This window comes from Pseudoxanthomonas suwonensis, from assembly GCF_010093235.1.
Lineage (GTDB): Bacteria > Pseudomonadota > Gammaproteobacteria > Xanthomonadales > Xanthomonadaceae > Pseudoxanthomonas > Pseudoxanthomonas suwonensis.
This window is the reverse complement of the sequence record NZ_PDWP01000014.1, coordinates 74835-100334: the sequence shown is the minus strand read 5'-3', so window position 1 is coordinate 100334 and position 25500 is coordinate 74835. Positions and strand designations below refer to the sequence as shown.

Here is a 25500-nt window from a genome sequence, read left to right as displayed (position 1 = left end):
ACTCATCTATCTTATCTGTGTAGATATGTTTTTTATTTTTTAAAGGAGCGGCGCACCCCCGAGCGCTCACCAGAGTAGATCGTCGGCAGCGTCAGATGTGTATAAGAGACGGGTGTGGTCGCGCGGCGCATGCGGGTTTTCCTTGCGGCGAGGGACATTCGGGCTCCCGTTCCCATGGGGGCGGGGACTGCCGTCATCAAGCTGAACGAGTGTGCGGGCAAGCCACTAAACCGTTGGTGAAGTCCCCCTTGACCTGCGCATTCCATTTGTTCCGTACGCCCCCGCCCGGAAGCCGGGTGCCGCCGTTGCTGGGTTTGTGCGATCGCAGTTGACACGGGTCGGGGCTACCCCTAGCTTGGGCCCCCTGTCGTGCCACTAGATATAGCGGTCGAACACAACGCTGGCCCCAGTGATGGTGTTTGGTGAATACGCCAAACAGCGGGGCCAAAACGCCGGAGCGGCGAGCGGATGGGACAGGAAACTGCGTACGGAAGCGGCCTTGCCGGCCGCGACAAACCCGGCGCCTGACTCCGGCAGGCGGCGCGCATGGCGTCGCCCGGGGCTTCCCGTTCCCTTCGCACCCTCCGGCCTCCAACTGGATTACGGTGCGAAGGAGTTTTCAAAGCATGAGTACGGTGCGCCTCGAAGTGGTCAACACGGACAAACCCGTGGCGGAGATCCCGCTGCAGCCAGCCTCCCTGGACATCTGGGACAAGAAGTACCGCCTGAAGACCAAGCAGGGGGTGCCGCTGGATGCTGACATCGACGGCACCTACCAGCGCGTGGCCCGGGCCCTGGCCGACGCCGAGCTGACCGAGGAGAAGCGCAACTACTGGTACGAGCGCTTCCTGTGGGCGCTGCGCCGCGGCGCCATCCCGGCCGGCCGCATCACCTCCAACGCCGGCGCCCAGGAACACAAGCCGGCCACCAGCACCATCAACTGCACCGTCTCCGGCACCATCGGCGACTCGATGGACGGCATCCTGCAGAAGGTCCACGAGGCGGGCCTGACCCTGAAGGCCGGCTGCGGCATCGGCTACGAGTTCTCGACCCTGCGCCCGCGCGGCGCGTTCGTGGCCGGCGCCGGCGCCTACACCTCCGGCCCGATGTCCTTCATGGATATCTTCGACAAGATGTGCTTCACCGTGTCCTCTGCCGGTGGCCGCCGCGGCGCGCAGATGGGCACCTTCGACGTCTCGCACCCGGACGTGAAGGACTTCATCCGCGCCAAGCGCGAGGACGGCCGCCTGCGCCAGTTCAACCTGTCGCTGCTGATCACCGACGGCTTCATGCAGGCGGTGGAAGCCGACGGCGACTGGCCGCTGGTGTTCCCGGTCAACAGGAAGGAAGAGGCCGACATCGACCTGTCCAACGCCGACCAGGTGGTCTGGCGCGACTGGCCGACCCACGACGACGCCTACATCATCCGCGACGACGGCCTGGTCGCCTGCAAGGTCTACGGCCACATCCGCGCCCGCCACCTGTGGGACATGATCATGGTCTCGACGTACGACTACGCCGAGCCGGGCTTCATCCTGATCGACCGCGTCAACGAGATGAACAACAACTGGTGGTGCGAGAACATCCGCGCCACCAACCCCTGCGGCGAGCAGCCGCTGCCGCCGTACGGCGCCTGCCTGCTGGGCTCGGTCAACCTGACCAAGTTCGTGCGCGACCCCTTTACCGACAAGGCCTCCTTCGACTGGGAGGAGTACAAGGAAGTGGTGCGCGTGTTCACCCGCATGCTCGACAACGTGGTCGAGGTCAACGGCCTGCCGCTGGAGCAGCAGCGCAACGAGATCATGCGCAAGCGTCGCCACGGCATGGGCTTCCTGGGCCTGGGCTCGACCCTGACGATGCTGCGCATGAAGTACGGCTCGGCCGACAGCCTGGAGTTCACCGAGCAGGTCGCCCGCGACATGGCGGTGGCCGGCTGGGAAGTGGGCCTGTCGCTGGCCAGGGAGAAGGGCCCGGCCCCGATCATGGACGAGCGCTTCACCGTGACCCCGCAGATGCTGCGCCAGCGCCCGGAGATGGCGAAGGACGGCTGGCGCGTGGGCCAGGAGATCGAGGGCAAGGTGCTGCACGCGCGCTACAGCCGCTACATGCAGCGCATCGCCGCCGTGGCCCCGGAGCTGGTGGAGGAGCTGGCCGAGACCGGCGCCCGCTTCACCCACCACAGCTCGATCGCCCCGACCGGCACCATCTCGCTGTCGCTGGCCAACAACGCCTCCAACGGCATCGAGCCCTCGTTCGCGCACCACTACAGCCGCAACGTGATCCGCGAGGGCAAGAAGTCCAAGGAGAAGGTGGACGTCTACAGCTTCGAGCTGCTGGCCTACCGCCACTTCGTGAACCCCAAGGCGATGCCGTTCTCCGACGACCCGGAGGCGCAGCTGCCGGAGTACTTCATCTCCGCCGACGACATCTCGCCGAAGGAGCACGTGGACGTGCAGGCCGCCGCCCAGAAGTGGGTGGACAGCTCCATCTCCAAGACCGCCAACGTCCCCACCGACTACCCGTACGAGCAGTTCAAGGACATCTACCGCTACGCCCACCAGCAGGGCCTGAAGGGCTGCACCACGTTCCGCTTCAACCCCGCCGCATTCCAGGGCGTGCTGGTCAAGGAGAAGGACCTGGAGAACACCCTGTACCGCTTCGAGCTGGAAGACGGCTCGGTGGTGGAGGTCAAGGGCAACGAGGAGATCGAGTACGACGGCGAGACCCACACCGCCGCCAACCTGTTCGACGCCCTCAAGGAAGGGTATTACGGCAAGTTCTGATCGACGCAAGCCGCGCCCCGGGTGAGAAAGGGGCGCGGCAGTCGAGGCAAAGGCCGTGGCGCGCGCTGTTCCGGGCGCCCGCCACGGCCGATCCGACCCACGGCGCCCGGAGCCAGTGAGAGTGTCCCGATGACCACGACCAATGAGCCCAAGGAGGGCACCATGAGCAATGGCAATGGTGTGACGGCGACCCTGACCGAGGACGCCGCCAGGACCCCCGAAGTTTCCACCGACCCCGTCGAGGCCGAAGCCCCGGCGACCCCCGAGGCCCAGGCCCCCGACAGCCTGACCGGGGCCGAGCCGGCTGCCACCGCCGAGCCCACCGACGCCGCCCAGGCCCCGGTGGTCGAGCGGGTGAAGAAGACCGTCGCCAGCACCCGCGCCAAGGTGGCGAAGAAGGCGTCGACCGTCGCGAAGAAGGCCTCCACCGCCGCCGCCAAGGCGAAGGAGAAGGCCGCCGCCGTGGCGAAGAAGGCCAGCAGCAAGGCCAGCACCGCGGCGCAGAAGGCCGGCACCCGGGCCAGCGCCGCCGCGAAGAAGGCCGCCGAGGCCGCGAAGAAGGCCAGGGCTGCCGCCGACAAGGCGCGTGGCACGGCGAAGAAGGCGGCCAAGAAGGCCGTGGCCACCACCCGGACGAAGCTGGAGCAGGCCAAGGCGAATGCGAAGGCCGAGGCCGGCACCGCCCGCAGCCGGATCGCCGACCGCGGCGCCGCGCGCAAGGCCGCGGCGAAGAAGACCGCGGTCAAGAAGGTGGCCGTGGCCCGCAAGGTCGTCGCAGCGAAGAAGGCCGCTGCCACGAAGAAGGCGGCCAGGAAGGTCGCCAAGGCCGCGAAGAAGGCCGTGAAGAAGGCCGCCCCGAAGAAGGCGGTGGCCAGGAAGGTGGTCGCGAAGAAGGCGGTAGCGAAGAAGGCCGCGCCCGCCCGCGCCACGAAGAAGGCCGCAGCGAAGAAGACCGTGGTGAAGAAGGCCACGGCCCGCAAGGCCAGGTAACCCATCCGGCTCCCCCGTCCAGGCGGGGGAGCCAGCGGCCCCGCCGCGAACCCGACACCCATACAAGAAACGAAAGAGCAGAGGATCCGCCCCAATGGCCGTGAAGATCGACAGGAAAATCAAGGGCTACGCCGTCGTCACCCCGGACGACAAGGCGCGCGAGACCGCCGCGCCGGCGCCCGTCGTCGCCGATCGCGAAGCGGCCAGCGAGCCGAAGGACAACGTCATCCACATGCACGAGCGCATCGAGCGCCCGGACGTCCTGATCGGCAGCACCTACAAGATCAAGTCGCCGCTGGTGGAGCACGCCATGTACGTGACCATCAACGACATCGTGCTCAACGCCGGCACCGAGCACGAGCTGCGCCGCCCGTTCGAGGTGTTCATCAACTCCAAGTCGATGGACCACTTCCAGTGGATCGTCGCCCTGACCCGCATCATGTCCGCCGTGTTCCGCAAGGGCGGCGACGTGACCTTCCTGGTGGAGGAGATGAAGGCCGTGTTCGACCCGCGCGGCGGCTACTTCAAGGCCGGCGGCGTGTACATGCCCTCCCTGGTCGCCGAGATCGGCGCCGTGGTCGAGGAGCACATGAAGTCCATCGGTCTGATCCACGACCCGGAGATGAGCGCCCACGCCAAGGCCCTGATCGCCGAGAAGCGCAAGCAGTACGAAGAGCGCGCCAAGGGCGCCAGCGCCGCCGTCAACGGCACCGCCGCCGCCACCCGCGAGGAAGACGTCGCCGTGACCGGCGAAGGCACCAGCTTTCCCCCCAGCGCCACCATGTGCCACAAGTGCAGCACCAAGGCCCTGGTGATCATGGACGGCTGCGCGACTTGCTTGAACTGCGGGTATAGCAAGTGCGGTTGAGTTGATCTAGACGACTTATCCAAGGGCCAGGCGCACAAATGATCTGGCCCTTTTTTTAGGCCCAGCGCACAACGGTACACGCATCAACCACTCAATCAGGCAGGGGGCTGAGTGACATGACAACCGCGGAAATGTTCTCGGCGTTCCTCAGCAATCTGACTATTTCGAACTCCGAAACGATTGGCCTCAGGTACGGGGAACTAACATCCGCTCTGAATCGTCATTTCCGCGAAACCGAATCAAAGGAAGCAAACACACTGCAAGTCGGTTCATTCGGCCGAAAGACCGGTATCAATGACATCTCGGACTTGGACATGCTCTACATCATGCCCAAGACGAAATGGGTTGACTACGACAAAAGCGGCGGTCAGCTCAAGCTGCTGCAAGATGTTCGGGACGCAATATTGAAGCGCTATCCGACCACCGAAATTCGCGTAGATCGCCTTGTCGTGACAGTCACGTACACGAACTTCCATGTTGAAGTGCAGCCTGTCTTTGAACAGGAAGACCAAAGTTACAGGTATCCCGATACGAAGAACGGCGGCAGCTGGAAAATTACAAAGCCCCGGCCGGAGATGCAGGCTGTCGCCGACCTCGACGGGGCCAAGAACTCGAATCTACGCCGTCTTTGCAAAATGACTCGTGCGTGGAAGAACAAGCACGGAGTGAGTATGGGCGGTCTACTCATCGACACTCTTGCGTTTAACTTTCTTAGTTCGACAGCCGCATACGACGCAAAGAGCTTCGGTTGCTACGACGAGCTTGGTCGCGACTTCTTTAAGTATCTTGCTGATCTCCCGGAGCAAAGCGAGTACGCAGCGCCCGGTAGCCGTCAGCGTGTGAAGGTCAAAAAGAAGTTTCAGCGCAAAGCACAAAAGGCTTATGACCTGTGCCTAAAGGCCATCGAGTCCGCGGGAAGCAGCAACGTCAACGACAAGTGGAAGAAGGTCTACGGCCGACCATTTCCTGCGCTTGCAACCACGGATGAGGCGCGCGCCGCGAGGACATGGGATCAGACCGAGGAATTCATTGAAGATCGATTCCCAATCGATATCCGCTGCCACATGAGGCTAAATTGCGAAGTAAAACAGAACGGCTTCCGGAAGTTCTTATTGCGTGATCTCTTGAGGAACAGGCTTCCCCTCCGCTCCAACAAGAAGCTGAACTTCTGGATTGAGGATATTTCGGTCGACCCGCCCTTTGACGTTTATTGGAAGGTGCTAAACCGAGGCGCAGAGGCCGAGCGGCGGAATTGCATCCGAGGCCAAATCGTTCCTGACGGTGGGCATCGAGCAAAGAGCGAGAGCTCCGATTTTCGTGGTGATCATGTCGTCGAGTGCTACTGCGTGAAGGATGGCGTGGTCGTGGCCAAGGACCGCATCCGTGTTCCCATCGAGGCAGACGGACGTGACTATGAATGATGCCGCAAGGGTCCTGGAAGGACAGATACGGGAGTGCTACGGTCGAGTCGTCTACACACATAAAACTCATGAGAAGTGCGCCGACTTGCTTCTTGAGCGTCACAAACGCATCAAGCTCCTCCAAATAATTTTGTCCGCCCTTGTGACTGGCGGAATTCTCACGACGCTGTCAGACGAGTGGGATCTATGGGCAACGGGGATAAGTGCCGTGCTCTCGACGGCACTTCTCGCACTTAACTCGTACACAAAAGACTACGACCTAGGTGAGATAGCCCAGAAACATCGCAGAGCAGCAGCAGATATATGGCTAGTCCGCGAAAAATATCTCTCGCTTCTCTCGGACTTGCGTTCTTCTAGTTCCGCACTAGGAGATGTGCGCATAGTAAGAGACTCTCTTCTCAGTGATCTCCATGCGATCTATACCGGCGCACCCAGCACAAACTACAAGGCCTACAGAGAAGCGCAGAGGGCGCTTCAGAGCCTGGAAGACATGACCTTCTCCGAGGCGGAAATTGACGCTTTTCTCCCCAGGGATTTGAAACGCGGCTCTTAGACTCAGAGAACAACAAAGGAAAGCAAGGTTCAGAGTCGGGTTTCCGCTCTGACCTTTTTGCATCGAGAGGTCGAGTGGTGGAAAAGCCACCGATTTTGAATAGCGGGGTTAGGTTTCCTTTCAGCTGAAGGGGGTAGGTTCACTCCAGCGGACGGGTTCCGGGCACAAGGCACTTCCTGCGGGATATTCGGCCTGAGCCTGTTCTCCGCGCGAGTCGATGCAATACTGCGCAGGCCGCGATGGTGGTTTCCAGGGAGCCATAAAGAAGCTGCTCTTCCTCCTGCTGCTGGCATGCGGAATCGCGCATGCGGAGTCTTCCGTTCCGGACCTCACGGCGGAGCAGTGGCAGGAAGACCTCGCCTTCCTCGCCCGATAACGGGGTCAGGTTCACTTCGGTGCAGAGCGTTCGCGCGTTGTCCCCAACTGGGTAACTCAACCTGACCCTGCTCGGGCCCGACCCTGTTCGGGCCCGGAATGCCCGCGCGCGCTGGCTACAATCGCACCATCGCGGCCAGGCGCTGCCGCCCCGGGGAAGGGCTGATGGCAACAGATTCGGTGTGGAAGTGGGTGTTCCTGCTGGCGCTGCTGCTGGTGGTTGCCGGCGTGGCGTTGCTCCGGCATCGTTCGTGCTGCCCGTTCCGCATCGGGCAGGTGCTGGGAAGCGCACTGATCTTCGGGCTGTTGGGTCCCCCGCTGGGCGGGCTGATGCTGGGCCTTGGTGTGCTGGTGATCGAATCCAGTTCCCGGGGAATCGGGCTGCTGCTCTTCCTGATGCTCGCCTCCTACCTGCTGGGTCTGGTCCCGGCGGTAGCGGGTGGCCTCTGTGCGGGCCTGCTGAGGCCGCTGATCGGCGGCTGGGCGCGCGTCGTAGTGGTGGCCTGGTTGTGCGCACTCACCAGCACGTTGTTCGGCCTGGCCATCTTCGGGCTCAAGGGCACGCCGCTGCTGCTGCTGCTTGGCGGGCTGTCGGGACTGGTGCTGGAGGCCGCCTGGCTGGCTGGGCAGTGTCTGCGCGCCTGGTGCGACGGCAAATCCGAAAACCGGGGTCGGAGTGCAGTTTTGGGGATTTTCTGACAGGCGGCCGCGTCTTGCTGGGGTAGAGCCGGAGTGCGCACCCAGGTTGTGCCGGTCTATTACTGGCATCCAATGCGTAACCGCCGTGATTTCGCCCTTCGCCTGGAGCAAACTCGGTTACCCATCCCCGTCGCCCCGGGTATCAGGGTGCGTAGGGGGGGCAATCCAGCACTGGCCAAGTAGGAGAGCAAGATGAAATGGAAAGTGTTTCTGGTTTTGCTCGTTGTGGTCTTCCAGGCAGAGGCGAAGGACCCGGTGGCGGTCGGCGAAGGCAGGTACATGCTGACGCACAAGGGGAAAACGATCTTCAGCAGCGCAGACAAGATCGTCGCGGACTTGATGGGCCAGGCACACAAGTTCTGTCAGCGAACGACCGGTCACGAGGCAAATCTGCTCGAATCATCCGGGCAGGAGGCACAGGTTGGGAGAGCGGGAGGAGCCTTGGGCACGCAGCCGGCCCAGGGTGCCGTAGGCACCATCTACTTCTCCTGTGGGCCCGCCACGGGAAGTGGCCAAACCGCAGGTGATCGCGGCGACATCTACGAGAACCTTGCGAGGCTCAAGGGGCTGCTGGACTCCGGCGCGATAAGTCAGTCCGAGTTCGATGCCGAGAAGGAAAAATTGCTTCAGTCCAAGGGGCACTGACGCCTCTTTCATCGATTGCCACGCACACGGGTACCTACCCGTGTGCGTGCATGTGGGCGTGCCGAAGCCGGGCTGCTCGTCGGGCGTCCCGGATGCGCCCGTCGGGCTTATCGGCTACTAACGGGGTCAGGTTCACTTCTGACGGTTTCGTGGCTCGGGTGTGCGAAGCGCAGCCGGGGGATTGAGTCGCCTCGTGGCCGAGGTCCCGGATGCGCCCTTCGGGCTTATCCGGGCTACGAGCGCCTCGCGTTGAGCGCCGTGGGGCGCCGGTTCTAGTCGGCCTCGGCCGCCGCGTCGCGGCCCTGCTGGCGGATCAGCGCTTCCTCGCGGGCATCGTTGATGGCGTGGCGTACGCCGTCGATGTCGGGGATGGATTCGTCGTGCTCGAAGTGGCCGGTCAACTCGGTGTCCGGGTGCAGGTCGCCGGCCTCGAACAGGGCCCACATCTCCTCGCCGTACCAGGTGTCCAGCAGTTCGGGAGCCGAGGTGCCGAGATACGCGGTGATGTTGTTGACGTCGCGCAGCAGCATGGTACGGGCGGCGTTGTTGCCGGCGGCGCTGACCACCTGGGGAAAGTCGATCACCACCGGGCCATCGGCGCCGACCAGCACGTTGTAGGGCGAGAGGTCGCCGTGGACCAGACCGGTGCAGAGCATCTTCACGATCTGCCGCACCAGGAAGCGGTGGTAGTCGCGCGCCTGGGCGGGTGAGAGCGCGACCTCGCCCAGGCGCGGGGCGGAACTGCCCTCGGCATCGGCGACCAGCTCCATCACCAGCACGCCGTGGACGTAGCCATGCGGCTCGGGTACGCGCACGCCGGCGTCGCGCAGCTGGTACAGCGCATCGACCTCGGTGTTCTTCCAGGCCGTTTCCTGCTGCTTGCGCCCGTACTTCGTGGCCTTGCCGATCGCGCGGGCCTCGCGGCTGCCGCGGACCTTGCGGCCTTCCTGGTACTGCACGCGCTGCTGGAAGCTGCGCTGGGCCATGTCCTTGTAGACCTTGGCGCAGCGGATCTCGTCGCCTGCGCGGACCACGTACACCGAGGCCTCCTTGCCGCTTTTGAGCGGGCGCAGCACGGCGTCGATCACGCCGTCGTCGATCAGCGCCTGCAGTCCGGCGGGAGTTTTCATGGCACCTCGTGGGGAGTGGTCGGGCGAGGGCCGGGGACCGGCGCCGGCGCGCCGGGGAGCGCGAACGATACACTGCGCGCCCCCGACCCCCATTGCGTGCCGTTCATGTCCAACCCGATCCGACTGGCCCGACGCGTGGCCGAACTGGTCCGATGCTCGCGCAGCGAGGCCGAGCAGTGCATCGAGGGTGGCTGGGTGAAGGTCGACGGCCAGGTGGTGGAACTGCCCGGCCACATGGTCACCGACGAGGTGGTGGAGATCGTCCCCGGCGCCCGTCCGCAGGCGATCGAGCCGGCGACCTTCCTGCTGCACAAGCCGGCCGGCGTGGACCTGGACGCCGCAGCCGGCGCGATCGCCGACCTGGTGCCCCCGGCCAACCGCTGGGACGGCGACACCACCGGCATCCGCATGCTGCGCAGGAACTTCCAGCGGCTGGCCTCGCTCGTGCCGCTGGAGCCGGAGGCCAGCGGCCTGGTGGTGCTGAGCCAGGACGGGCGCGTGCGCCGCCGGCTGGTAGAGGACTTCGCCACGATCGAGCAGGAGTTCGTTGTCGAGGTCGAAGGCTCGCTGGAACCCTGGGGCCTGTCCCGCCTCAACCACGGCCTGTCCTACGAAGGCCGCGCGCTGCCGCCGGCCAAGGTCAGCTGGCAGAACGAGACCCGCCTGCGCTTCGCGATCAAGGGCCCGCGCCCCGGCCAGCTGCGCGACATGTGCGCCCAGGTCGGCCTGCAGGTGATCTCGATCCGCCGCCTGCGCATCGGCCGCATCGCCCTGGCCAAGATGCCCGTCGGCGCCTGGCGCTACCTCCCCACCTCCGCCCGCTTCTAAAACCGGGGTCAGAGTCCACTTTTAGGGGTTTTCCGACAGCGGTCGTTGCGTAGCCCGGATAAGCGAAGCGTATCCGGGGGGCGCAGGCGAGCAACCGCGCCCTGTCCCTGCGCCGCCAACCACTCCCCGGATGCGGCCTGCGGCCTTATCCGGGCTACTCGCTACGAGCCGGAGGCTACGGCCATGCCGTGTAACGCCGTGCATGGATGGCTGGACGGCGCTTGGGCCGGCAGGCGTGGCCTGCCGGCATTTCAAGGGCTGACCACTGTCGGGTGTTGGCAAGCTTGCCTAGAACCCGACAAACCCGTTGCTGTCCAAGACGCCGATTGCTATCAGCGCGACAAATAGAAAGCCCAAGGTGGCGGGATAGGTCTCGCGCAGCAGTCGATGCCAGCGGACTGCTGGGTCGCCCTCGGAGCGGAGAGCATCGATATACGCCTTGTACTGTTTGATATGGCTATGCCAAATAACGGCGAGCACGGACAACGCGATCCACGTGATCAGGCGTCCGTGGCTGAGACAAGACATCCCGGTACCGAAGCCCAGAATCCCGAAGACCTGGTTCGTGGCCGTGAAGTAGTGGCCGAGTCCGTCGTGGACCGGCTCCGAGAGGTTCGCGGGCACCTCGGCGGCATTCACATTCGTCGTATTGGTCATTACTGACTGCTCTCCTTCAACGTGGATTGGAGGTGCACTTGGCGCACCCCGGGCTTCGGTCCTAATGGCCGTAGGTCCCATTCCACGGATAGCAGCAGCGCGGCTTCGCCAAAGTTAGCGACAAGGCCAAACCTGTCTCGTTCAGCTTCCTGGTAGGCCGCGAGCGCAGAGGGCTGCCAGATCGAGGAGTGGGTGGCGCGGATGCGGACGGTGCTGCCATCGTTCGCTGCAGCTTCCGATTCACACCCTGGCAGGGGAGACATAGTCGGCACCCTCGGCGGCCGGGTCGTAGGGCGCCTGCGATTCCCCGGTTATCAGCTGCGTGATCTGCAGCGTGCAGCTCTCCAACAGGGACCGATACGCCCCCCGGGGAGATACGCCCTCACCCGGACAAGCGCCTCCCGGATCATGCGCGATGGAAGCCCGGCCTCGCGCTTCGACCGCGCAAGGCCATGGCGACGCCTGGCGCCATCGCGCCAGGACGGTGGCGCTCCATCAACCCGCCCGCATGGTGTGCTCGATGAGCTTGGCTGCTTCGAGGAGTCCGGCCGACGTCTGCCTGCGGTACGCCCGGATGGCGCGGATCTTCCTGCCTTCCTTCGCGAGTGAAATGACCTTCCCGGAAGGGGGCGGCAGCTCGTCGATCCTCCTGACCCTGTGCATCCGGCCGGACGCCGTCATGAGCAGCACGATGAACACGGCAGTCAAACTGGCGAAGAGGGCTGCACCGAGGTCGGTATTCTCCACGGCCGTTATCCAGTTGAGGGTGATCGTCGGTCAGCGGTTCGCCTGCAGTCGCAGGTCCACGCACTGGTAGTAGATGTCGTCGGCGTCTTCGGCGGCCGGATCATAGGGCGCCTTCGACTCTTCGGTCATCAGCTGGATGATCTGGAGCGTGCAGTTCCCGCACTCCACGTCCGGCAGCTTGACCTGGGCGGTGTAGCGCCTGCCGTTCTCGGCCACGTCGTGGCGGCCGAAGTCGTCGAGCAGCACGGTTTCGTTGTTGTAGAAGTCGCCGTCGCCGCAGTTGGGTTCGCCTTCGGCGCAGGCGCGGCCGGCGGGGGCGATGCTGGCCGGATTCACGAAGTCGTCGTCGCCATCGCTGTCGAAGGCGATGCGGAAGTAGCCCGGGTGCGCCACGAACTCCACCCAGGAGACATCGATGGTCTCGCCGGGCTTGTAGGTATGCACCTTCTCCCCGCGCTCCCCGTCCGGGCGTCCGCAGGGCGGGGACTTGATCTCGCCGGGCCCGTAACGCGATTCGTGGGTGTCGCCCATTTCGACGGCGAAGTGGGCGTGGGCCGCGCCCGCGACCGTACCGGTCAGGAGCAGCAGCAGGCAGGCGGAAAGCCGGGAATGCATGGGCGACTCCTTCGGAAGGGGCGATGCGGACATTACACAAATCTGGCGGGCATTGGCCCCACGTCGTGGTTTCCCCGGTAACCGTTCCGCGCCAGCTCCGAAAGCCGGGTCAGCGTGCAATTTCTCTGAAGTAGGCGAGGGGCGCCCGCAAAGCCCAGAGCTCCAGGCGCAAGGCTCGGAGCTCCAACCGCAAGGCTCTGGGCTTTGCGTGCAAGGCTCAGAGCTCCATCCGCAGGGCTCCGGGCTTTGCGCACAAGGCCAAAAGCTCCAACCGCCAGGCTCCAAGCTCCAACTTCGAAGCTCAGCAACTCCAACGCCGGAGCTTTTTGCCTTGCGCCTGGAGCTCCGAGCTTTGCAGTTGGAGTTCCGAGCTTCGACTTCCGAAGCTCCGAGCCGTGCGCTTGGAGCTCACCAGCTTCGCGCGCAAGGCTTTTTGCTTTGCGCTTGAAGCAAAAAGCCTTGTGATCCGAGCTCCAGGGCTTGCGTACAAGGCTCCGGGCTTTGCCGTTGCAAGCCTCCTTGCCTTGCGGGCAAGGCAGGAGAGCCTTGCGCACGAGGCTCTGGGCCCGAAGTGCAAGGCCTGAAGCCTTGCGTGCAAGCCTCGAAGCCCGACGGTCGGGATTTGGAGCCTTGCGGGCCAGGGCCGGGAGTCCGTGATTCCCCTGCGCCCGGGCGGCCGCGAGGCAATCCGGCCTGGCCGGCCTGGGGATGTGCCGCGTTCCAGTCGTCCTGTAGGGATGGCTCGGGAGTACACCGTCACTGCGCCTGTCTTCGACGCGAACGAGTCCTCGCTCCGGACGCATCCGGTCGACCGCCATGCGGCTCGTCGGCAAATCCTTGGCGACCATGACCCGTGATGGCAGGATTGCCCGCTTTCCAGAGGGGAGTAGTGCCGATGCTGCATAGGGGAAAGCTTGCCGCCGCGATGATCCTGGCCCTGGCGGCCGCCGGCTGCGCGCAGGACACGACGCCGGCCAACGCGGGCGCACCGGCCCAGGCCGAGGCTGCGCCGGCCGAAGAGGCTGAGCCCAGCGAGGCCGCCGCGCCTGCACCGGTGGCCGCGACCGGCGGCAAGACCCGCGCCTGCATGATCGCCGGCGAGTTCGAGATCATGGGCCAGCGCATCCGCTCGCGCGACTGCCTGCAGGCCGACGAGAGCGTGTCGGAGGAGAGTCACCGCAAGATGTGCGAGTCGCTGGCCGAAGGCTCGGCGCAGATCGGCACCGGCAAGGCCGGCGGGATCACCTGGATGGATGCCTGCCCCAGCCCGAACCAGGGCAGCTGCAAGGGCCTCTTCGGCCAGTCCGGACTGACCGCGTTCTACTACGAGCGCAGCGGCGACGGCCTGACCTCGCTGCCGGCCAGCTGCCAGATGGGCGGCGGCACCTGGGAAGGCTGAAAAGCGGGCTCGGAGTGCGATTCCGCCAACGCCGATCCACGCAAGAGGCCAGGGCGCAAGTCCTGGCCTTTCTCGTTGCGGCGTGCGCCGTTGCGCACCATTCGGCGCGCCCGTCAATCCGCTACTGGACGCGGGAACCAGGCACTACAATGCGCGCCCCCGTTTTCCCAAGCAGTGCATGGACATCGTCGTACTCGAAGAGCTCAAGGCCTATATCGATCCGCTGACCAACGACGAGTACGAGGCACTGGAGCGCAGCCTGCTGGCCGAGGGCTGCCGCGACTCCCTGGTCCTGTGGGGCGACATCCTGGTCGACGGCCACAATCGCTACGGCATCTGCCAGAAGCACGGCATCCCCTTCAACACGGTGCAGAACACGCGCTTCCAGTCGATGGAGGACGTGCACCTGTGGATGATCGAGCAGCACCTGGGCCGGCGCAGCGTCTCCGACTACCAGCGCGGCGTGCTGGCCCTGCGCAAGCGCGAGATCCTCGCCCGCCGCCTGCAGGCCCAGCGCGAGGCCGACCTGGAGGCCCTGCGCGCCGCCCAGGCCGCCACTGCCGCCGCCGAAGCAGCCGAGGCCGAAGCCGCCGAGGCGGCGGCCGCGCTGAAGGCTAAGCCGGAGTCCGACGACCTGCCGCCCTGGGATCCGGTGCCGGTCAGCCGCGCCGAACTGGCGCGCGAGGCCAAGCTCAGCGCCAACCAGGTGGCGATGATCGAGCGCATCCACACCCAGGCCGCGCCGGAAGTGGTGGAGGCGTTGAAGGCCGGCGAGATCTCCATCAGCGCCGCGGCCGCGGTCGCCAGCCTGCCGGTGGAAGAACAGCGCAGCGCCGCGCAGGGCGGCAAGGCTGAGCTGAAGCAGGCCGCAAAGCGTGCGCGCGAGGCCAAGAAGCGTCCGCGCACCGAGTCCGCGGGCGAGGGCGCCAACGCGGAAGGCGGGGAAACCGGCGAGGGCGCGGAGTCGGCCACCGACGTGCGCGCCCTGCAGCGCCGCATCACCCGGCTCGAGCGCGAGAACGAAGAGCTGCGCTCCAAGGTCGCCACCCTGCAGAACCAGCTGGTGCGGATGCGCGAGGCCCACGCGCAGTCGGCGGGGTAGCCCGGGGTACGCGGCGCGCACCGCGCCGCTGCAACGTCGGGGCGGTGGCGAGGCCCGGCGCGTCGCCACGCGCTGCAGAAGTTGCCGTCGGACCGCACAGGCGGGTACGACCGCAGGTCTTCGTGGGTGTGGAGTCGGCCCCGGATGCGGCCTCCGGCCTTATCCGGGCTACGCGGGGAATCGAATCGCGCTTTGAGATGGCGAGGCCGTGGCGACGGCCCAGGCGTCGTCGCACTTCGGTCACGCAAGGGCGCGATGCGGCCTTCGGCCTTATCCGGGCTACGTTCCGCATGTCCCGTAGCCCGGGTAAGCGAAGCGCACCCGGCGTCGGGGCGCACGTGTGCCACGGAAGGACGGAGGTGATGGGCGTGGTGGGCTCCCGGATGCGGCCTCCGGCCTTATCCGGGCTACACGGGGAATCGTGCTTTGAGGTGGCGAGGGCGTGGCGACGGCCCAGGCGTCGTCGCACTTCGGTCACGCAGGGGCGCGATGCGGCCTTCCGGGCTACGGGTTGTAGCCCGGGTAAGCGAAGCGCACCCGGGGTCGGGGCGCATGTTGCCACGGAAGGACGAAGGTGATGGGCGTGGTGGGGCTCCCGGAGACGGCCTTCGGCCTTATCCGGGCTACACGGGGAATCGTGCTTTGAGGTGGCGAGGGCGTGGCAACGGCCCAGACGTCGTCGTGCTTCGGTCACGCAGGGGCGCGATGCGGCCTTCCGGGCTACCGGTTGTAGCCCGGGTAAGCGAAGCGCACCCGGGTCCCGACGCGACCGGAATGCATGAGAGGGGTCAGGATCGCCTGACACGCATGAGTGGCATCCACCGCTTCCACGGCGGCGATACCGCCGGAACACTCGTGGCATGGTGCGCTATCGCCGCAATCGGGTGCCCGGTGCCACGTACTTCTTCACGGTCACGCTGCGTGACCGCAACAGCGATCTGCTTGTCCGCCATGTAGGCGAACTCAGGACCGCATGGCGACGGGCGCATGAAAGGTACCCGCACCAGGTGGTGGCAGCGGTCGTGCTCCCCGAGCACCTGCATGCGGTCATCACCATGGCCGAGGGCGGCTGCGATTACGCGGGACTCTGGCGCGAGATCAAGAAGGGATTCACCCGACGCGTGGCGCACGACGGGCAATCGCCGTGGCAGTCGCGGTTCTGGGAGCACACCATCCGCAACGAGCGTGACCTGGCTGCGCACGTGGCGTATGTGCACGTCAATCCGGTGAAGCACGGCGTGGTGGCGCGTGTGGTGGATTGGCCGCACTCGACCTTCCATCGGTATGTGCGTGCCGGTCTTGTTGCGATGGATTGGGGCACCGAGGGCGTGGAGCTGCCTTCGCTGCGCACGGGGGAGTGAAGGCGTGGGGGGGCGGGAGGACATGTGGCGTCGGCCCCGGATGCGGGCTTCGGCCTTATCCGGGCTACGCGGGGAATCGAATCGCGCTTTGAGGTGGCGGGGCCGTAGCGACGGCCCAGGCGTCGTCGCACTTCGGTCACGCAGGGGCGCGATGCGGCCTTCGGCCTTGTCCGGGCTACGCGGTATGGGCCGAAGTCCCGTAGCCCGGGGTAAGCGAAGCGCACCCGGCGTCGGGGCGCACGTGTGTCACGGAAGGACGAAGGTGATGGGCGTGGTGGGGCTCCCGGATGCGGCCTTCGGCCTTATCCGGGCTACACGGGGAATCGTGCTTTGAGGTGGCGAGGGCGTGGCGACGGCCCAGGCGTCGTCGCGCTTCGGTCACGCAGGGGCGCGATGCGGCCTTAGGCCTTGTCCGGGCTACGTTCCGCATGTGCCGTAGCCCGGGTAAGCGAAGCGCACCCGGGGTCGGGGCGCACGTGTGCCACGGAAGGACGAAGGTGATGGGCGTGGTGGGGCTCCCGGATGCGGCCTCCGGCCTTATCCGGGCTACGCGGGGAATCGCGCTTTGAGGCGGCGAGGGCGTGGCGACGGCCCAGACGTCGTCGCGCTTCGGTCACGCAGGGGCGCGATGCGGCCTTCGGCCTTGTCCGGGCTACGTTCCGCATGTGCCGTAGCCCGGGTAAGCGAAGCGCACCCGGGGTCGGGGCGCATGTGTGCCACGGAAGGACGAAGGTGATGGGCGTGGTGGGGCTCCCGGATGCGGCCTCCGGCCTTATCCGGGCTACGCGGGGAATCGCGCTTTGAGGTGGCGAGGGCGTGGCGACGGCCAGGCGTCGTCGCACTTCGGTCACGCAGGGGCGCGATGCGGCCTTCGGCCTTGTCCGGGTTACGCGGGGATTGCGCTTTGAGGTGGCGGGGCCGTGGCGACGGCCCAGGCGTCGTCGCACTTCGGTCGCGCAGGGGCGCGATGCGGCCTTCGGCCTTGTCCGGGCTACGCGGTATGGGCCGAAGCGTATGTGGGCAAGGCCAGGTTATGGAGCGCCCTCCGCCAGTGGCCTCGCCCGCTGCACCAGGGTGAGCAGCAGCTTGCCGGGTTCCTCGGCCAGGATCTCGTGGGCCGAGTGTTCGAACCATTCGAAGTGCTTGTACGGCGCCTCGACCCGCTCGAACCATTCGTGCGCGACCTGCGAGTTGACGGTGCGGTCGTGGCGCCCGGCCAGCACGATCAGCGGGCAGCCCAGGCGGGTCCGTTCGCCGAGGTCCACGCCCAGCACGTCGCTGAGCAGGAACTCCTGCGACCAGCCATTGCCCTCGTAGGCGCGCGCGGCCTCGTCGTCGCTGTACTCCGGCGACAGGCGCACGGCGATGCCGTCCACCTGGCCGGGGCGGTAGGCCATCACCCCGCCGAAGTGGTCGGACCACCTGCGCTCCACGATGATCTTCTCCAGCGGGATGGGTTCGCCCTCGCGCGCATACGGCGCGATGGATTCCAGTTCGGCGACGGCCTGGTGGTTGCCGGCGCGGCGGGCCCGCTCCAGCGCCTCCGCGTAGCCACGGCGCTCGCTCTCTGGGCTGTCCACGGCTTGGCCCATGCCGATATAGGCATGCAGCCGCTCCGGATGGCGCAGCGCGTATTCCAGGCCGATGTAGCTGCCCCATGAGGTGCCGAGCAGGAACACCTTGTCCTGGCGGAATTCGCGCCGCAGCCAGTCCACCAGTTCGCCGGTGTCGTCGATGAAGCGCTCCGGCTGCATGGTCGGGGCGACCGTGGCCGGGTCGTTGGCCAGGAAGGTCTTGCCGGCACCGCGCTGGTCCCAGTGGACCACGGTGAAGTACTCCTCCAGGCCGCGCGTGGCCCACCAGGCGATGCCCGAGGTCGGAAATCCCGGCCCGCCATGCACGATCAGCAGCACCGGATTGGCGCGGTCCTGGCCGCGGATGCTGACGAACTGGTCGATGCCGCCGATGCGGACGTGCTCGTAGCGCTCGACGCCCCCGGGCGCGACGATGCGCCGCAGCTCGCGGATGAGGCCGACGGATTCCCCGCGACTGGAGGTCGCGGGTTCGGCGGCCGTCGCCGGGAAGAGCGCGAGCATGGAAAACGCAGCAGCGAACAACCGGATCGACCGCATGGGCGGGTCCTCGTCGGGCAGGCGTGGGCGGTACTGTAGCCCGGGTAAGCGAAGCGCACCCGGGACCAGGACGCCGACGAGCGCCGGGTATTGGCGCGCCGTCGGGCGTGGCGGAGGCCCCGGATGCGGCCTTCGGCCTTATCCGGGCTACGCGAAGCTCGCGCTTCGAGGTTGCAGGGCCGTGGCGACGGCCCACGCCTCACCGCGCTTCAAGCACGCGGGGGCGCGATGCAGCCTACGGCCTTATCCGGGCTACGCCCGGGACGGACCCTGCGTAGCCCGGGTAAGCGAAGCGCACCCGGGAGCTGGACGCGCGCGAGCGCCGGGTATTGGCGCGCCGTCGGGCGTGGCGGAGGTCCCGGATGCGGCCTGCGGCCTTATCCGGGCTACGGGGCTACGCCTGGGACGGGCGTAGCCCGGGTAAGCGAAGCGCACCCGGGACCAGGACGCCCGCGAGCGCCGGGTATTGGCGCGCGGTCAGGCGTGGCGGAGGTCCCGGATGCGGCCTGCGGCCTTATCCGGGCTACGGGGCTACGCCCGGGACGGGCGTAGCCCGGGTAAGCGAAGCGCACCCGGGACAGGACGCCCGCGAGCGCCGGGTATTGGAGCGTGGTCAGGCGTGGCGGAGGTCCCGGATGCGGCCTTCGGCCTTATCCGGGCTACGGGGCTACGCCCGGGACGGGCGTAGCCCGGGTAAGCGAAGCGCACCCGGGACCTGGACGCCCGCGAGCGCCGGGTATTGGGGTGCGGTCAGGCGTGGCGGAGGTCCCGGATGCGGCCTTCGGCCTTATCCGGGCTACGTGGAGTTCGCACTTCAAGGTCGCGGGGCCGTGGCGACGGCCCAGGCCTCGCCGCGCTTCAAGCGCGCGGGGGCGCGATGCGGCCTACGGCCTTATCCGGGCTACGTGGAGTTCGCGCTTCAAGGTCGCGGGGCCGTGGCGAGGGTCCAGGCGGCGTCGCGCTTCAAGCGCGCGGAGGAGGCCGCTCGGCACGCGCGCGCGACAGCAGCGCATGCAGCAGGATCGCACCGAAGGTGGCGGTGCCGATGCCGCCGAGGGCGAACTCGCCGAACTTCAGGGTGAACTCGCCGGTGCCCAGGATCAGGGTGATGGCGGCCACGATCAGGTTCTTCGTGTCGGAGAAGTCGACGCGGTTGTCGACCCAGATGCGCGCGCCGGCCACGGCGATGAGGCCGAACACGACGATCGACACGCCGCCCATCACCGGCAGCGGGATGGCCTGGATCAGCGCGCCGAACTTGGGCGAGAAGCCGAGCAGGATGGCGATCACCGCCGCGCACACGAACACCGCGGTGGAGTAGATGCGGGTGGCGGCCATCACCCCGATGTTCTCGGCATAGGTGGTCACGCCCGTGCCGCCGGCCGCGCCGGAGATCATGGTCGCCACGCCGTCGCCGATGAAGGCGCGACCCATGTAGCGGTCGAGGTTGCGCCCGGTCATCGCGGTCACCGCCTTGATGTGGCCCAGGTTCTCGGCCACCAGGATGATCACGACCGGCACGATGAGCGTGACCGCACGGGTATCGAACACCGGCGCGTGCAGCGAGGGCAGCCCGAACCAGGGCGCGGCCATCACCGCGGACATGTCCACCGGCTTGCCCAGGCCCAGGCCGTTGGTCAGCGTCGCGTAGACCAGGCTGGCCAGCACCAGGCCGACCAGGATCAGCAGGCGCTGGACCATGCCGCGGGTGAACACCGCCACCAGCGCCACGCACAGGAAGGTCACCGCCTGCATCCACGCGTCGAAGTTGCCGGCGGCCATGTTCCTGATCGGGATCGAAGCCAGGTTGAGGCCGATCACTGCCACCACCGCGCCGGTCACCACCGGCGGCATCAATCGTTCGATCCAGCCGGTGCCGGCTACGTGCACCAGCACGCCGACCAGGGTGTAGACCAGCCCGCAGGCGATGATCCCGCCGAGGGCCAGGCCGATGTTGGGGTTGGCGCCCTGGCTGGCGACGTAGCCGGTGGCGACGTTGACCACGCCGATGAAGGCGAACGAGGAGCCGAGGTAGCTGGGCACCTTGCCGCCGGTGATGAGGAAGAAGACCAGGGTGCCGATGCCGCTCATCAGCACCGCCAGGTTCGGGTCGAAGCCCATCAGGATCGGCGCCAGCACGGTCGAGCCGAACATGGCGATGACGTGCTGCACGCCCATCAGCCCGGTCTGTCCCCAGGGCAGGCGCTCGTCCGGTGCGATGACGCCACCGTCGCGCAGGACGGCCGGGGACCTTCCGGTCCACGAGAACATGCCCATGTCTTTACCCCGGGAGATTGGCCCGGCCGATCCTAGAGGATGACGGGCGGCGGGGAACGCCGACGGGCGTGGACCGGGCCGGTTGCTGCCGGGGGTCGGCTTTGCGAGGATGCGGGCACTGCTTGCAGTGGCGCCCGCACGGAGTGGCGGGGACTTGGGGAAGTCGGCCGCCTGGGTAGCGGCGCAGGGAGGCAGGATGCACTACAGGGGAACCGTGAATGCGCCCGTGGCGGCTTCGGTGCTGCCGTGGCTGCTGGTCGTGGCGCTGCTGGGCGCGATCGGCCTGGCGATGCTCGATCCGGGGAAGGCAGTGGAACTGCTGGGCGACGGCCGCTACATGCTGGTGGACGGCGATGCGCTGCCGCCGCCGCCCGAGCCCTGTCCCACGGTGGCCGCGCCGGCAGCCGCACCGGTTGCCGTGCCGGCACCGCCTGGACCGGCACCCATGCGGGAGAGCGCGATCGCCGTGCAAGCGCAGCCCGTGGCCGCGCGCGAGGCCGCGCCTGCCGCGCCGCGCCAGGTCCAGGGATCGGGCCTTCCGCACGGCGAGGCCGGGCTGGCCGTGCTGATCCGGGCCGGCGTCCTGCGTCCGGGCTCGCCCGCCGAGTTCGACAACTGGCGCAACCGCCATGCGGTCAGCACCGGGCGGATGCCTTCCCGGCGGATGGACGACCTGGGGTACAGGTCGCTGTACACCATCATCGGCCCGGTGGAGTTCCCGCAGGGGCTGACCGGCCCGCACGCGGTGGTCTTCATCCTTGGCGAAGGCGCACCGTACCCCGGCGGCGACCCGGGTCATTCGGTGGTGCTCGACCCGTCCAGCGGCGCCTGCCTGGGCCTGACCTGCAGGATGCTGCTGGCCGATTGACGCGCGCCGGAAGGTCCCCTGCCTGACGGCACATGAGCAGGGGCGTGGCGCGGCCTAAGGTCGCACCGCTTCCATCCGACGGATACGTGCATGTCGATGCTTTCGCTGGTGCTGTTCGCGGCCACGGCCGCAGGTCCCGCCCACGCGCCCGACGCCGCCACGCGCGCGGCCATCGAGGCCACCTGCTTCGACTACCTGGACGGGCAGCTGGAGGGCGATCCGGACCGCGTCGCCCGTTCGCTGCATCCGGACCTGGCCAAGCGCCGGGTGCTCGGCGACACCCCGGACGAACGCCTGGGCCTGCGCCGCATGGGGCGCGACGAGCTGGTCGAACTCACCCGCCAGGGCGTGCTGAAGACCCCGAAGGAACAGTGGGACCGCTCCTGCACCGTGCTGGACGTGGCCGGCGAGGCCGCGGTGGTGCGCGCGGAGACCCCCTGGTTCGTGGACTTCTTCCACATGGGCCGCTTCGGCGACCGCTGGATCATCGTCAACGCACTGTGGCACGCCAGGCCGAGGAAGTAGGCGCGCTCAGCCGGCCGGGGCCGGCGCAGGAGAATCGAGGCCTGCATCCGCGTCTGCCGTGGCGGTGGCCAGGCGGTAGTAACCGAGGCGGCCGAGCATCGACACCGAGGGCATGGCCCGGGCCAGCACGCGGGCGAAGCGCCGGCTGGTGAGGGCCACGACGTCATGGGAGGTCGACATGCGTACCAGCCGCGCCCGGCCGAGGATGTCGCCGCGGTGTTCGGGTATCACCGAATAGCCATTGGCCATGTAGGCATTGCCGCCCATCGCCACCAGGGATCCCGCGCCCACCGCCACGCCATCGACCGTGAACAGGTACAGGCGCACCTCATACGCCTGGCGTAGCCGCGTGGTGGTCTGTTCGAGCCGTGCCAGCGCCGTCCACGGGCTTCCGGCCACGTAGGTGCGACACCACTGGCCTGCATCGTCGGTCCGGACGCAGGCGAAGCGGTGTTCGTCCCGCCCGGTCGTGCCGTTGCAGGCATCGGCGGGTACGAGGATCGCCGCGCAGTCGTGGTCAGGCGCGACGACCGGGTCGTAGCGCACCAGGTAGCCCTCGCGGCCCAGCCTTGCATGGTGGTCGCGCAGGCGTTGCAGCAACGCTGCGTCGTAGCGGAAGCCGGGATGCAGTGGGTAGAACGCGTTGACGTGGAAGCTTGGTTCGGCGGCGCTGCCCAGCAGGGCGCCTCCGGGGGAGAAATCGCGGTCGCAGTCGACGCCGAGCGCCAGCAGGTCGACCTGGAATCGGATCACGTCCATCAGTTCCATCCGGCACCCCGTTCCGTCGGATCTTCCGTGAGGGTAAGGCAATGCGCGGAGGAACGGATCCTGCTGGGCGAACCGGCGAGCCTCAGTCCTCGATCGGATCGGCCTCGGCCCCCAACGAGGCGATGTGCGCGCGCATCTGCTCCAGGCGCGCGGGCGGATGCCCGATCCAGCCGTGTACCTCGCCGACCACGCGCAGCGGGTGCGCCGAGCGGTAGGAGCGGGTGGGATTGCCCGGGTAGCGCTTGTTGGTGAGGTTGGGGTCGTCCTCGATCGGCCCGGTCGGTTCGACGATGTAGACGCGCGCCGGCGCCTCGCCCACCGCCAGTTCCGCGCCCCAGATCGCCGCTTCCAGCGTCGCCGACAGGTAGATGTAGCGCGAGGTCCTGCGGCTGCCGTAGTTCGAGCGGCGACCGGGTTCGAGGAGATCGCCGGGGGCGAGTCCGGCGCGGGTGCCGTGGTAGTAGATCGTAGTGCCGTGCATCGTTGCCTCCACTGTCCTGCCATGCGGCAGGCGGGCGATCCTGCACCACGGCGGCGGCGTTGCCGCAAGCCCCGGGGGCGCGTACAACGTCAGTACGGGAGGCGCAGCGCGCCTCCCTTTTTTTGCCTGACCTGCGCCGTCTTCCGTTCGCCGCAGCGGGGTTTCCGTCGCCACAGGGCGCGCTTCGTCGCGTAGTGCTGGGCATGCGCATGCGCGGCATGCCAGCCTGTGTCCCATCCTTCGGAACTGGAGCGTGCCATGGCGCGACGCATGGACTGGACCGGCGGGCTCGTCGCACTGGCGGTGATGTGTGCGCGACGGCGGCGCAGGCATCGCAGCCGCGATGCGAGGTCGGCAGCTGGCGCCTGGAAGACGGGCGCGTGCTTGATATCGGCCCGGCCGGCGAGGACGCCTTGCGCTGGCGCCTGCCCGACGGCCGCAGTGGCGCGCTGGCGCCGGATGGGAGGGGCGGCTGGTCCAGCACGCTGGGATGGACCGGGCGCCCGGACGGACACCGCGTGGCCTTCGATGGCTGCGAACGCATCCGCTTCGACGGCGTGGCCGGCGGGCGCATCGCCCTGGTGCAGACCGATACGCGATTCCGTGGCAGCGGAGTCGAACTGGCAGGGCGCCTGACGATGCCGCCTGGCCAGGATCCCGTGCCGGTGGTGGTGCTGGTGCATGGCGCCGAACACGATGCCGCGCTTGGGCGGTACTCGCTGCAGCGCGAGTTCGCCGCGGCGGGCATTGGCGTGTTCGCCTACGACAAGCGCGGCACTGGTGCGTCCGGCGGCCGCTATACGCAGGACTACCTGACCCTGGCGATCGATGCGATCCACGCCGTGCGCGAGGCGCGGCGGCTGGCCGGGGCGCGCGCCGGGCGTATCGGCTACCAGGCCGGGAGCCAGGGCGGCTGGGTGGCGCCGCTGGCGGCGCGGATCGCACCGGTGGATTTCGTGGTCGTCAGCTTCGGACTGGCGGTCTCGCCGCTGGAGGAGGACCGCGAGGCGATCGCCGCCGACATCGCGCGCGCCGGCTTCGGCGCCGACGCGCTGGCCGGGGCGATGGAGATCGCCGATGCCACTGCCGCGCTGATCGACAGCGGATTCAGCGAAGGCTATGCGCAGCTGGAAGCGGCCAAGGCCCGGCATGGCGACGCGCCGTGGTATCCGGCAGTGCGTGGCAACTTCACCGGCTACCTCCTCGCACGGGACGAGGCGACCATCCGCCGCGAGGCACCGGGACTGGTGCGCGGCGTGCCAGCGCACTACGACCCGATGCCGGTGCTGGAGACCCTGGACGTGCCGCAGCTGTGGCTGTTCGGCGGCGAAGACCGCGACGCGCCCCCGGGCGAGACGCTGCGGCGGCTGGCCGCGCTGCAGCGTGCGGGCCGGCCCATCGTCACCGCGGTGTTTCCCCGCGCCGAGCACGGCATGTACGAGTTCGAGACCGCCCCCGACGGCGAACGGCTCTCGACCCGCCAACCCGATGGCTACCTGCGCCTGATGGCGGATTTCATCCGTGGTGTGCGGTTGCAGCCGCGTTACGGCGACGCCACGCCTTCAACACCGTAGCCCGGGTAAGCGAAGCGCACCCGGGGCCGGGATGCCTGGGTGAACCGGGTGTTGGCGTGCCGTCATGCGTGGCGGAGGCCCCGGATGCGGCCTCCGGCCTTATCCGGGCTACGCGAAGCGGATGGCGGATTTGATCCGTGGTGTACGGTTGCAGCCGCGTTACGGCGACGCCACGCCTTCAACACCGTAGCCCGGGTAAGCGAAGCGCACCCGGGGCCGGGACGCCCGGGTGCGTTGTGGATGGCGGATGGCGGATGGCGGACGTGGCGGGGGTCCCGGATGCGGCCTTCGGCCTTATCCGGGCTACGCGAAGCTCGCACTTCGACGTCGCGGGGCCGTGGCGACGGCCCTGGCCTCGTCGCACTTCAGGCGCGCGGGGGCGCGATGCGGCCTTCGGCCTTATCCGGGCTACGCGAAGCTCGCACTTCGACGTCGCGGGGCCGTGGCGACGGCCCTGGCCTCGTCGCACTTCGGGCGCGCGGGGGCGCGATGCGGCCTTCGGCCTTATCCGGGCTACGCGAAGCGGATGGCGGATTTGATCCGTGGTGTGCGGCTGCAGCCGCGTTACGGCGACGCCACGCCTTCAACACCGTAGCCCGGGTAAGCGAAGCGCACCCGGGACCGGGACGCCCGGGTGCGTTGGGCGTTGGCGGGCCGTCATGCGTGGCGGCGGCCCCGGATGCGGCCTTCGGCCTTATCCGG

22 protein-coding genes are annotated in these 25500 nt (G+C 67.6%); 14 read left to right on the top strand and 8 right to left on the bottom strand.

Translation table 11 applies throughout. The features are described from left to right. The first annotated feature begins 626 nt into the window (after positions 1–626). From CSC68_RS08635 to CSC68_RS08605, 7 genes are all read left to right on the top strand, one after another. Positions 627–2783 (top strand): adenosylcobalamin-dependent ribonucleoside-diphosphate reductase, encoded by a 2157-nt coding sequence (locus CSC68_RS08635; RefSeq protein ID WP_162203153.1) that lies wholly within the window; start codon positions 627–629, stop codon positions 2781–2783. Between the two features lie 129 nt (positions 2784–2912). Beyond that, complete coding sequence (locus CSC68_RS08630) at positions 2913–3773, top strand: histone H1-like protein (protein ID WP_162203152.1); 861 nt, start codon at positions 2913–2915, stop codon at positions 3771–3773. 94 nt (positions 3774–3867) lie between these two features. Further along, positions 3868–4641 (top strand): TSCPD domain-containing protein, encoded by a 774-nt coding sequence (locus CSC68_RS08625; RefSeq protein WP_162203151.1) that lies wholly within the window; start codon positions 3868–3870, stop codon positions 4639–4641. A 116-nt stretch (positions 4642–4757) separates the two neighbouring features. Beyond that, complete coding sequence (locus CSC68_RS08620; RefSeq protein WP_162203150.1) at positions 4758–6062, top strand: nucleotide-binding domain-containing protein; 1305 nt, start codon at positions 4758–4760, stop codon at positions 6060–6062. Continuing rightward, positions 6055–6615 (top strand): SLATT domain-containing protein, encoded by a 561-nt coding sequence (locus CSC68_RS08615; RefSeq protein ID WP_162203149.1) that lies wholly within the window; start codon positions 6055–6057, stop codon positions 6613–6615. Before CSC68_RS08620 ends, CSC68_RS08615 begins: the two co-directional genes overlap by 8 nt. A gap of 540 nt (positions 6616–7155) precedes the next feature. Next, positions 7156–7689, top strand: a complete 534-nt coding sequence (locus CSC68_RS08610) for a hypothetical protein (RefSeq protein ID WP_162203148.1) — start codon at positions 7156–7158, stop codon at positions 7687–7689. 192 nt (positions 7690–7881) lie between these two features. Then, positions 7882–8334 carry an SHOCT domain-containing protein gene (locus CSC68_RS08605; RefSeq protein WP_125108865.1) on the top strand — a complete coding sequence of 151 codons (453 nt, stop codon included), beginning with the start codon at positions 7882–7884 and terminating at the stop codon, positions 8332–8334. Positions 8335–8606: 272 nt separating this feature from the next. Here the strand turns inward: CSC68_RS08605 and CSC68_RS08600 are convergent, their stop codons facing one another. Beyond that, positions 8607–9464 carry a PA4780 family RIO1-like protein kinase gene (locus CSC68_RS08600; RefSeq protein WP_162203147.1) on the bottom strand — a complete coding sequence of 286 codons (858 nt, stop codon included), beginning with the start codon at positions 9462–9464 and terminating at the stop codon, positions 8607–8609. A 105-nt stretch (positions 9465–9569) separates the two neighbouring features. Here CSC68_RS08600 and CSC68_RS08595 point away from each other — a divergent pair, with 105 nt between their 5' ends. Further along, positions 9570–10292 carry an rRNA pseudouridine synthase gene (locus CSC68_RS08595; protein WP_162203146.1) on the top strand — a complete coding sequence of 241 codons (723 nt, stop codon included), beginning with the start codon at positions 9570–9572 and terminating at the stop codon, positions 10290–10292. Between the two features lie 288 nt (positions 10293–10580). Here CSC68_RS08595 and CSC68_RS08590 read toward each other — a convergent pair whose 3' ends face one another. The 3 genes from CSC68_RS08590 to CSC68_RS08580 all read right to left on the bottom strand — a co-directional run bounded on the left by CSC68_RS08590 (position 10581) and on the right by CSC68_RS08580 (position 12311). Further along, complete coding sequence (locus CSC68_RS08590; protein ID WP_162203145.1) at positions 10581–10949, bottom strand: hypothetical protein; 369 nt, start codon at positions 10947–10949, stop codon at positions 10581–10583. 495 nt (positions 10950–11444) lie between these two features. After that, positions 11445–11696, bottom strand: a complete 252-nt coding sequence (locus tag CSC68_RS08585; RefSeq protein WP_211365721.1) for a hypothetical protein — start codon at positions 11694–11696, stop codon at positions 11445–11447. Between the two features lie 30 nt (positions 11697–11726). After that, complete coding sequence (locus CSC68_RS08580; protein WP_162203144.1) at positions 11727–12311, bottom strand: SCE4755 family polysaccharide monooxygenase-like protein; 585 nt, start codon at positions 12309–12311, stop codon at positions 11727–11729. An 895-nt stretch (positions 12312–13206) separates the two neighbouring features. On the opposite strand from CSC68_RS08580, the gene CSC68_RS08575 reads away from it, so the two are divergent. From CSC68_RS08575 to CSC68_RS08565, 3 genes are all read left to right on the top strand, one after another. Further along, complete coding sequence (locus tag CSC68_RS08575; RefSeq protein WP_162203143.1) at positions 13207–13710, top strand: hypothetical protein; 504 nt, start codon at positions 13207–13209, stop codon at positions 13708–13710. 178 nt (positions 13711–13888) lie between these two features. Beyond that, complete coding sequence (locus CSC68_RS08570) at positions 13889–14812, top strand: ParB N-terminal domain-containing protein (RefSeq protein WP_162203142.1); 924 nt, start codon at positions 13889–13891, stop codon at positions 14810–14812. A gap of 860 nt (positions 14813–15672) precedes the next feature. Further along, positions 15673–16173 (top strand): REP-associated tyrosine transposase, encoded by a 501-nt coding sequence (locus CSC68_RS08565; protein ID WP_162203141.1) that lies wholly within the window; start codon positions 15673–15675, stop codon positions 16171–16173. Positions 16174–17204: 1031 nt separating this feature from the next. Here CSC68_RS08565 and CSC68_RS08560 read toward each other — a convergent pair. Both CSC68_RS08560 and CSC68_RS08555 read right to left on the bottom strand, forming a co-directional pair. Next, positions 17205–18269, bottom strand: a complete 1065-nt coding sequence (locus CSC68_RS08560; protein ID WP_246193497.1) for an alpha/beta hydrolase — start codon at positions 18267–18269, stop codon at positions 17205–17207. Between the two features lie 999 nt (positions 18270–19268). After that, a complete protein-coding gene (locus CSC68_RS08555) occupies positions 19269–20576 on the bottom strand; it encodes a solute carrier family 23 protein (RefSeq protein WP_246193496.1) in 1308 nt (435 codons plus the stop codon). A 202-nt stretch (positions 20577–20778) separates the two neighbouring features. Here CSC68_RS08555 and CSC68_RS08550 point away from each other — a divergent pair, with 202 nt between their 5' ends. Both CSC68_RS08550 and CSC68_RS08545 read left to right on the top strand, forming a co-directional pair. Then, the gene (locus CSC68_RS08550; protein WP_162203138.1) at positions 20779–21450 is read left to right on the top strand and encodes a hypothetical protein; all 672 of its coding nucleotides are present in this window, start codon (positions 20779–20781) and stop codon (positions 21448–21450) included. Between the two features lie 90 nt (positions 21451–21540). Further along, the gene (locus CSC68_RS08545) at positions 21541–21975 is read left to right on the top strand and encodes a nuclear transport factor 2 family protein (protein WP_162203137.1); all 435 of its coding nucleotides are present in this window, start codon (positions 21541–21543) and stop codon (positions 21973–21975) included. A 6-nt stretch (positions 21976–21981) separates the two neighbouring features. Here the strand turns inward: CSC68_RS08545 and CSC68_RS08540 are convergent, their stop codons facing one another. Next, positions 21982–22734, bottom strand: a complete 753-nt coding sequence (locus tag CSC68_RS08540) for a hypothetical protein (RefSeq protein ID WP_162203136.1) — start codon at positions 22732–22734, stop codon at positions 21982–21984. Positions 22735–22825: 91 nt separating this feature from the next. After that, positions 22826–23224: an NAD(+)--rifampin ADP-ribosyltransferase gene (arr, locus tag CSC68_RS08535; RefSeq protein WP_162203135.1), complete on the bottom strand. Its 399-nt coding sequence runs from the start codon at positions 23222–23224 to the stop codon at positions 22826–22828. A 380-nt stretch (positions 23225–23604) separates the two neighbouring features. Here arr and CSC68_RS08530 point away from each other — a divergent pair, with 380 nt between their 5' ends. Beyond that, entirely contained in the window at positions 23605–24798 is a 1194-nt protein-coding gene (locus CSC68_RS08530) for an alpha/beta hydrolase family protein (RefSeq protein WP_246193495.1), read from the top strand. Positions 24799–25500: the final 702 nt, after the last annotated feature.

Bases quoted from the DNA above. Each gene is read 5' to 3' on its own strand.
- CSC68_RS08635 (WP_162203153.1), top strand. From the start codon at position 627: ATGAGTACGGTGCGCCTCGAAGTGGTCAACACGGACAAACCCGTGGCG.
- CSC68_RS08630 (WP_162203152.1), top strand. From the start codon at position 2,913: ATGACCACGACCAATGAGCCCAAGGAGGGCACCATGAGCAATGGCAAT.
- CSC68_RS08625 (WP_162203151.1), top strand. From the start codon at position 3,868: ATGGCCGTGAAGATCGACAGGAAAATCAAGGGCTACGCCGTCGTCACC.
- CSC68_RS08620 (WP_162203150.1), top strand. From the start codon at position 4,758: ATGACAACCGCGGAAATGTTCTCGGCGTTCCTCAGCAATCTGACTATT.
- CSC68_RS08615 (WP_162203149.1), top strand. From the start codon at position 6,055: ATGAATGATGCCGCAAGGGTCCTGGAAGGACAGATACGGGAGTGCTAC.
- CSC68_RS08610 (WP_162203148.1), top strand. From the start codon at position 7,156: ATGGCAACAGATTCGGTGTGGAAGTGGGTGTTCCTGCTGGCGCTGCTG.
- CSC68_RS08605 (WP_125108865.1), top strand. From the start codon at position 7,882: ATGAAATGGAAAGTGTTTCTGGTTTTGCTCGTTGTGGTCTTCCAGGCA.
- CSC68_RS08600 (WP_162203147.1), bottom strand. From the start codon at position 9,464: ATGAAAACTCCCGCCGGACTGCAGGCGCTGATCGACGACGGCGTGATC.
- CSC68_RS08595 (WP_162203146.1), top strand. From the start codon at position 9,570: ATGTCCAACCCGATCCGACTGGCCCGACGCGTGGCCGAACTGGTCCGA.
- CSC68_RS08590 (WP_162203145.1), bottom strand. From the start codon at position 10,949: ATGACCAATACGACGAATGTGAATGCCGCCGAGGTGCCCGCGAACCTC.
- CSC68_RS08580 (WP_162203144.1), bottom strand. From the start codon at position 12,311: ATGCATTCCCGGCTTTCCGCCTGCCTGCTGCTGCTCCTGACCGGTACG.
- CSC68_RS08575 (WP_162203143.1), top strand. From the start codon at position 13,207: ATGCTGCATAGGGGAAAGCTTGCCGCCGCGATGATCCTGGCCCTGGCG.
- CSC68_RS08570 (WP_162203142.1), top strand. From the start codon at position 13,889: ATGGACATCGTCGTACTCGAAGAGCTCAAGGCCTATATCGATCCGCTG.
- CSC68_RS08565 (WP_162203141.1), top strand. From the start codon at position 15,673: ATGGTGCGCTATCGCCGCAATCGGGTGCCCGGTGCCACGTACTTCTTC.
- CSC68_RS08560 (WP_246193497.1), bottom strand. From the start codon at position 18,269: ATGCTCGCGCTCTTCCCGGCGACGGCCGCCGAACCCGCGACCTCCAGT.
- CSC68_RS08555 (WP_246193496.1), bottom strand. From the start codon at position 20,576: ATGTTCTCGTGGACCGGAAGGTCCCCGGCCGTCCTGCGCGACGGTGGC.
- CSC68_RS08550 (WP_162203138.1), top strand. From the start codon at position 20,779: ATGCACTACAGGGGAACCGTGAATGCGCCCGTGGCGGCTTCGGTGCTG.
- CSC68_RS08545 (WP_162203137.1), top strand. From the start codon at position 21,541: ATGTCGATGCTTTCGCTGGTGCTGTTCGCGGCCACGGCCGCAGGTCCC.
- CSC68_RS08540 (WP_162203136.1), bottom strand. From the start codon at position 22,734: ATGGACGTGATCCGATTCCAGGTCGACCTGCTGGCGCTCGGCGTCGAC.
- arr (WP_162203135.1), bottom strand. From the start codon at position 23,224: ATGCACGGCACTACGATCTACTACCACGGCACCCGCGCCGGACTCGCC.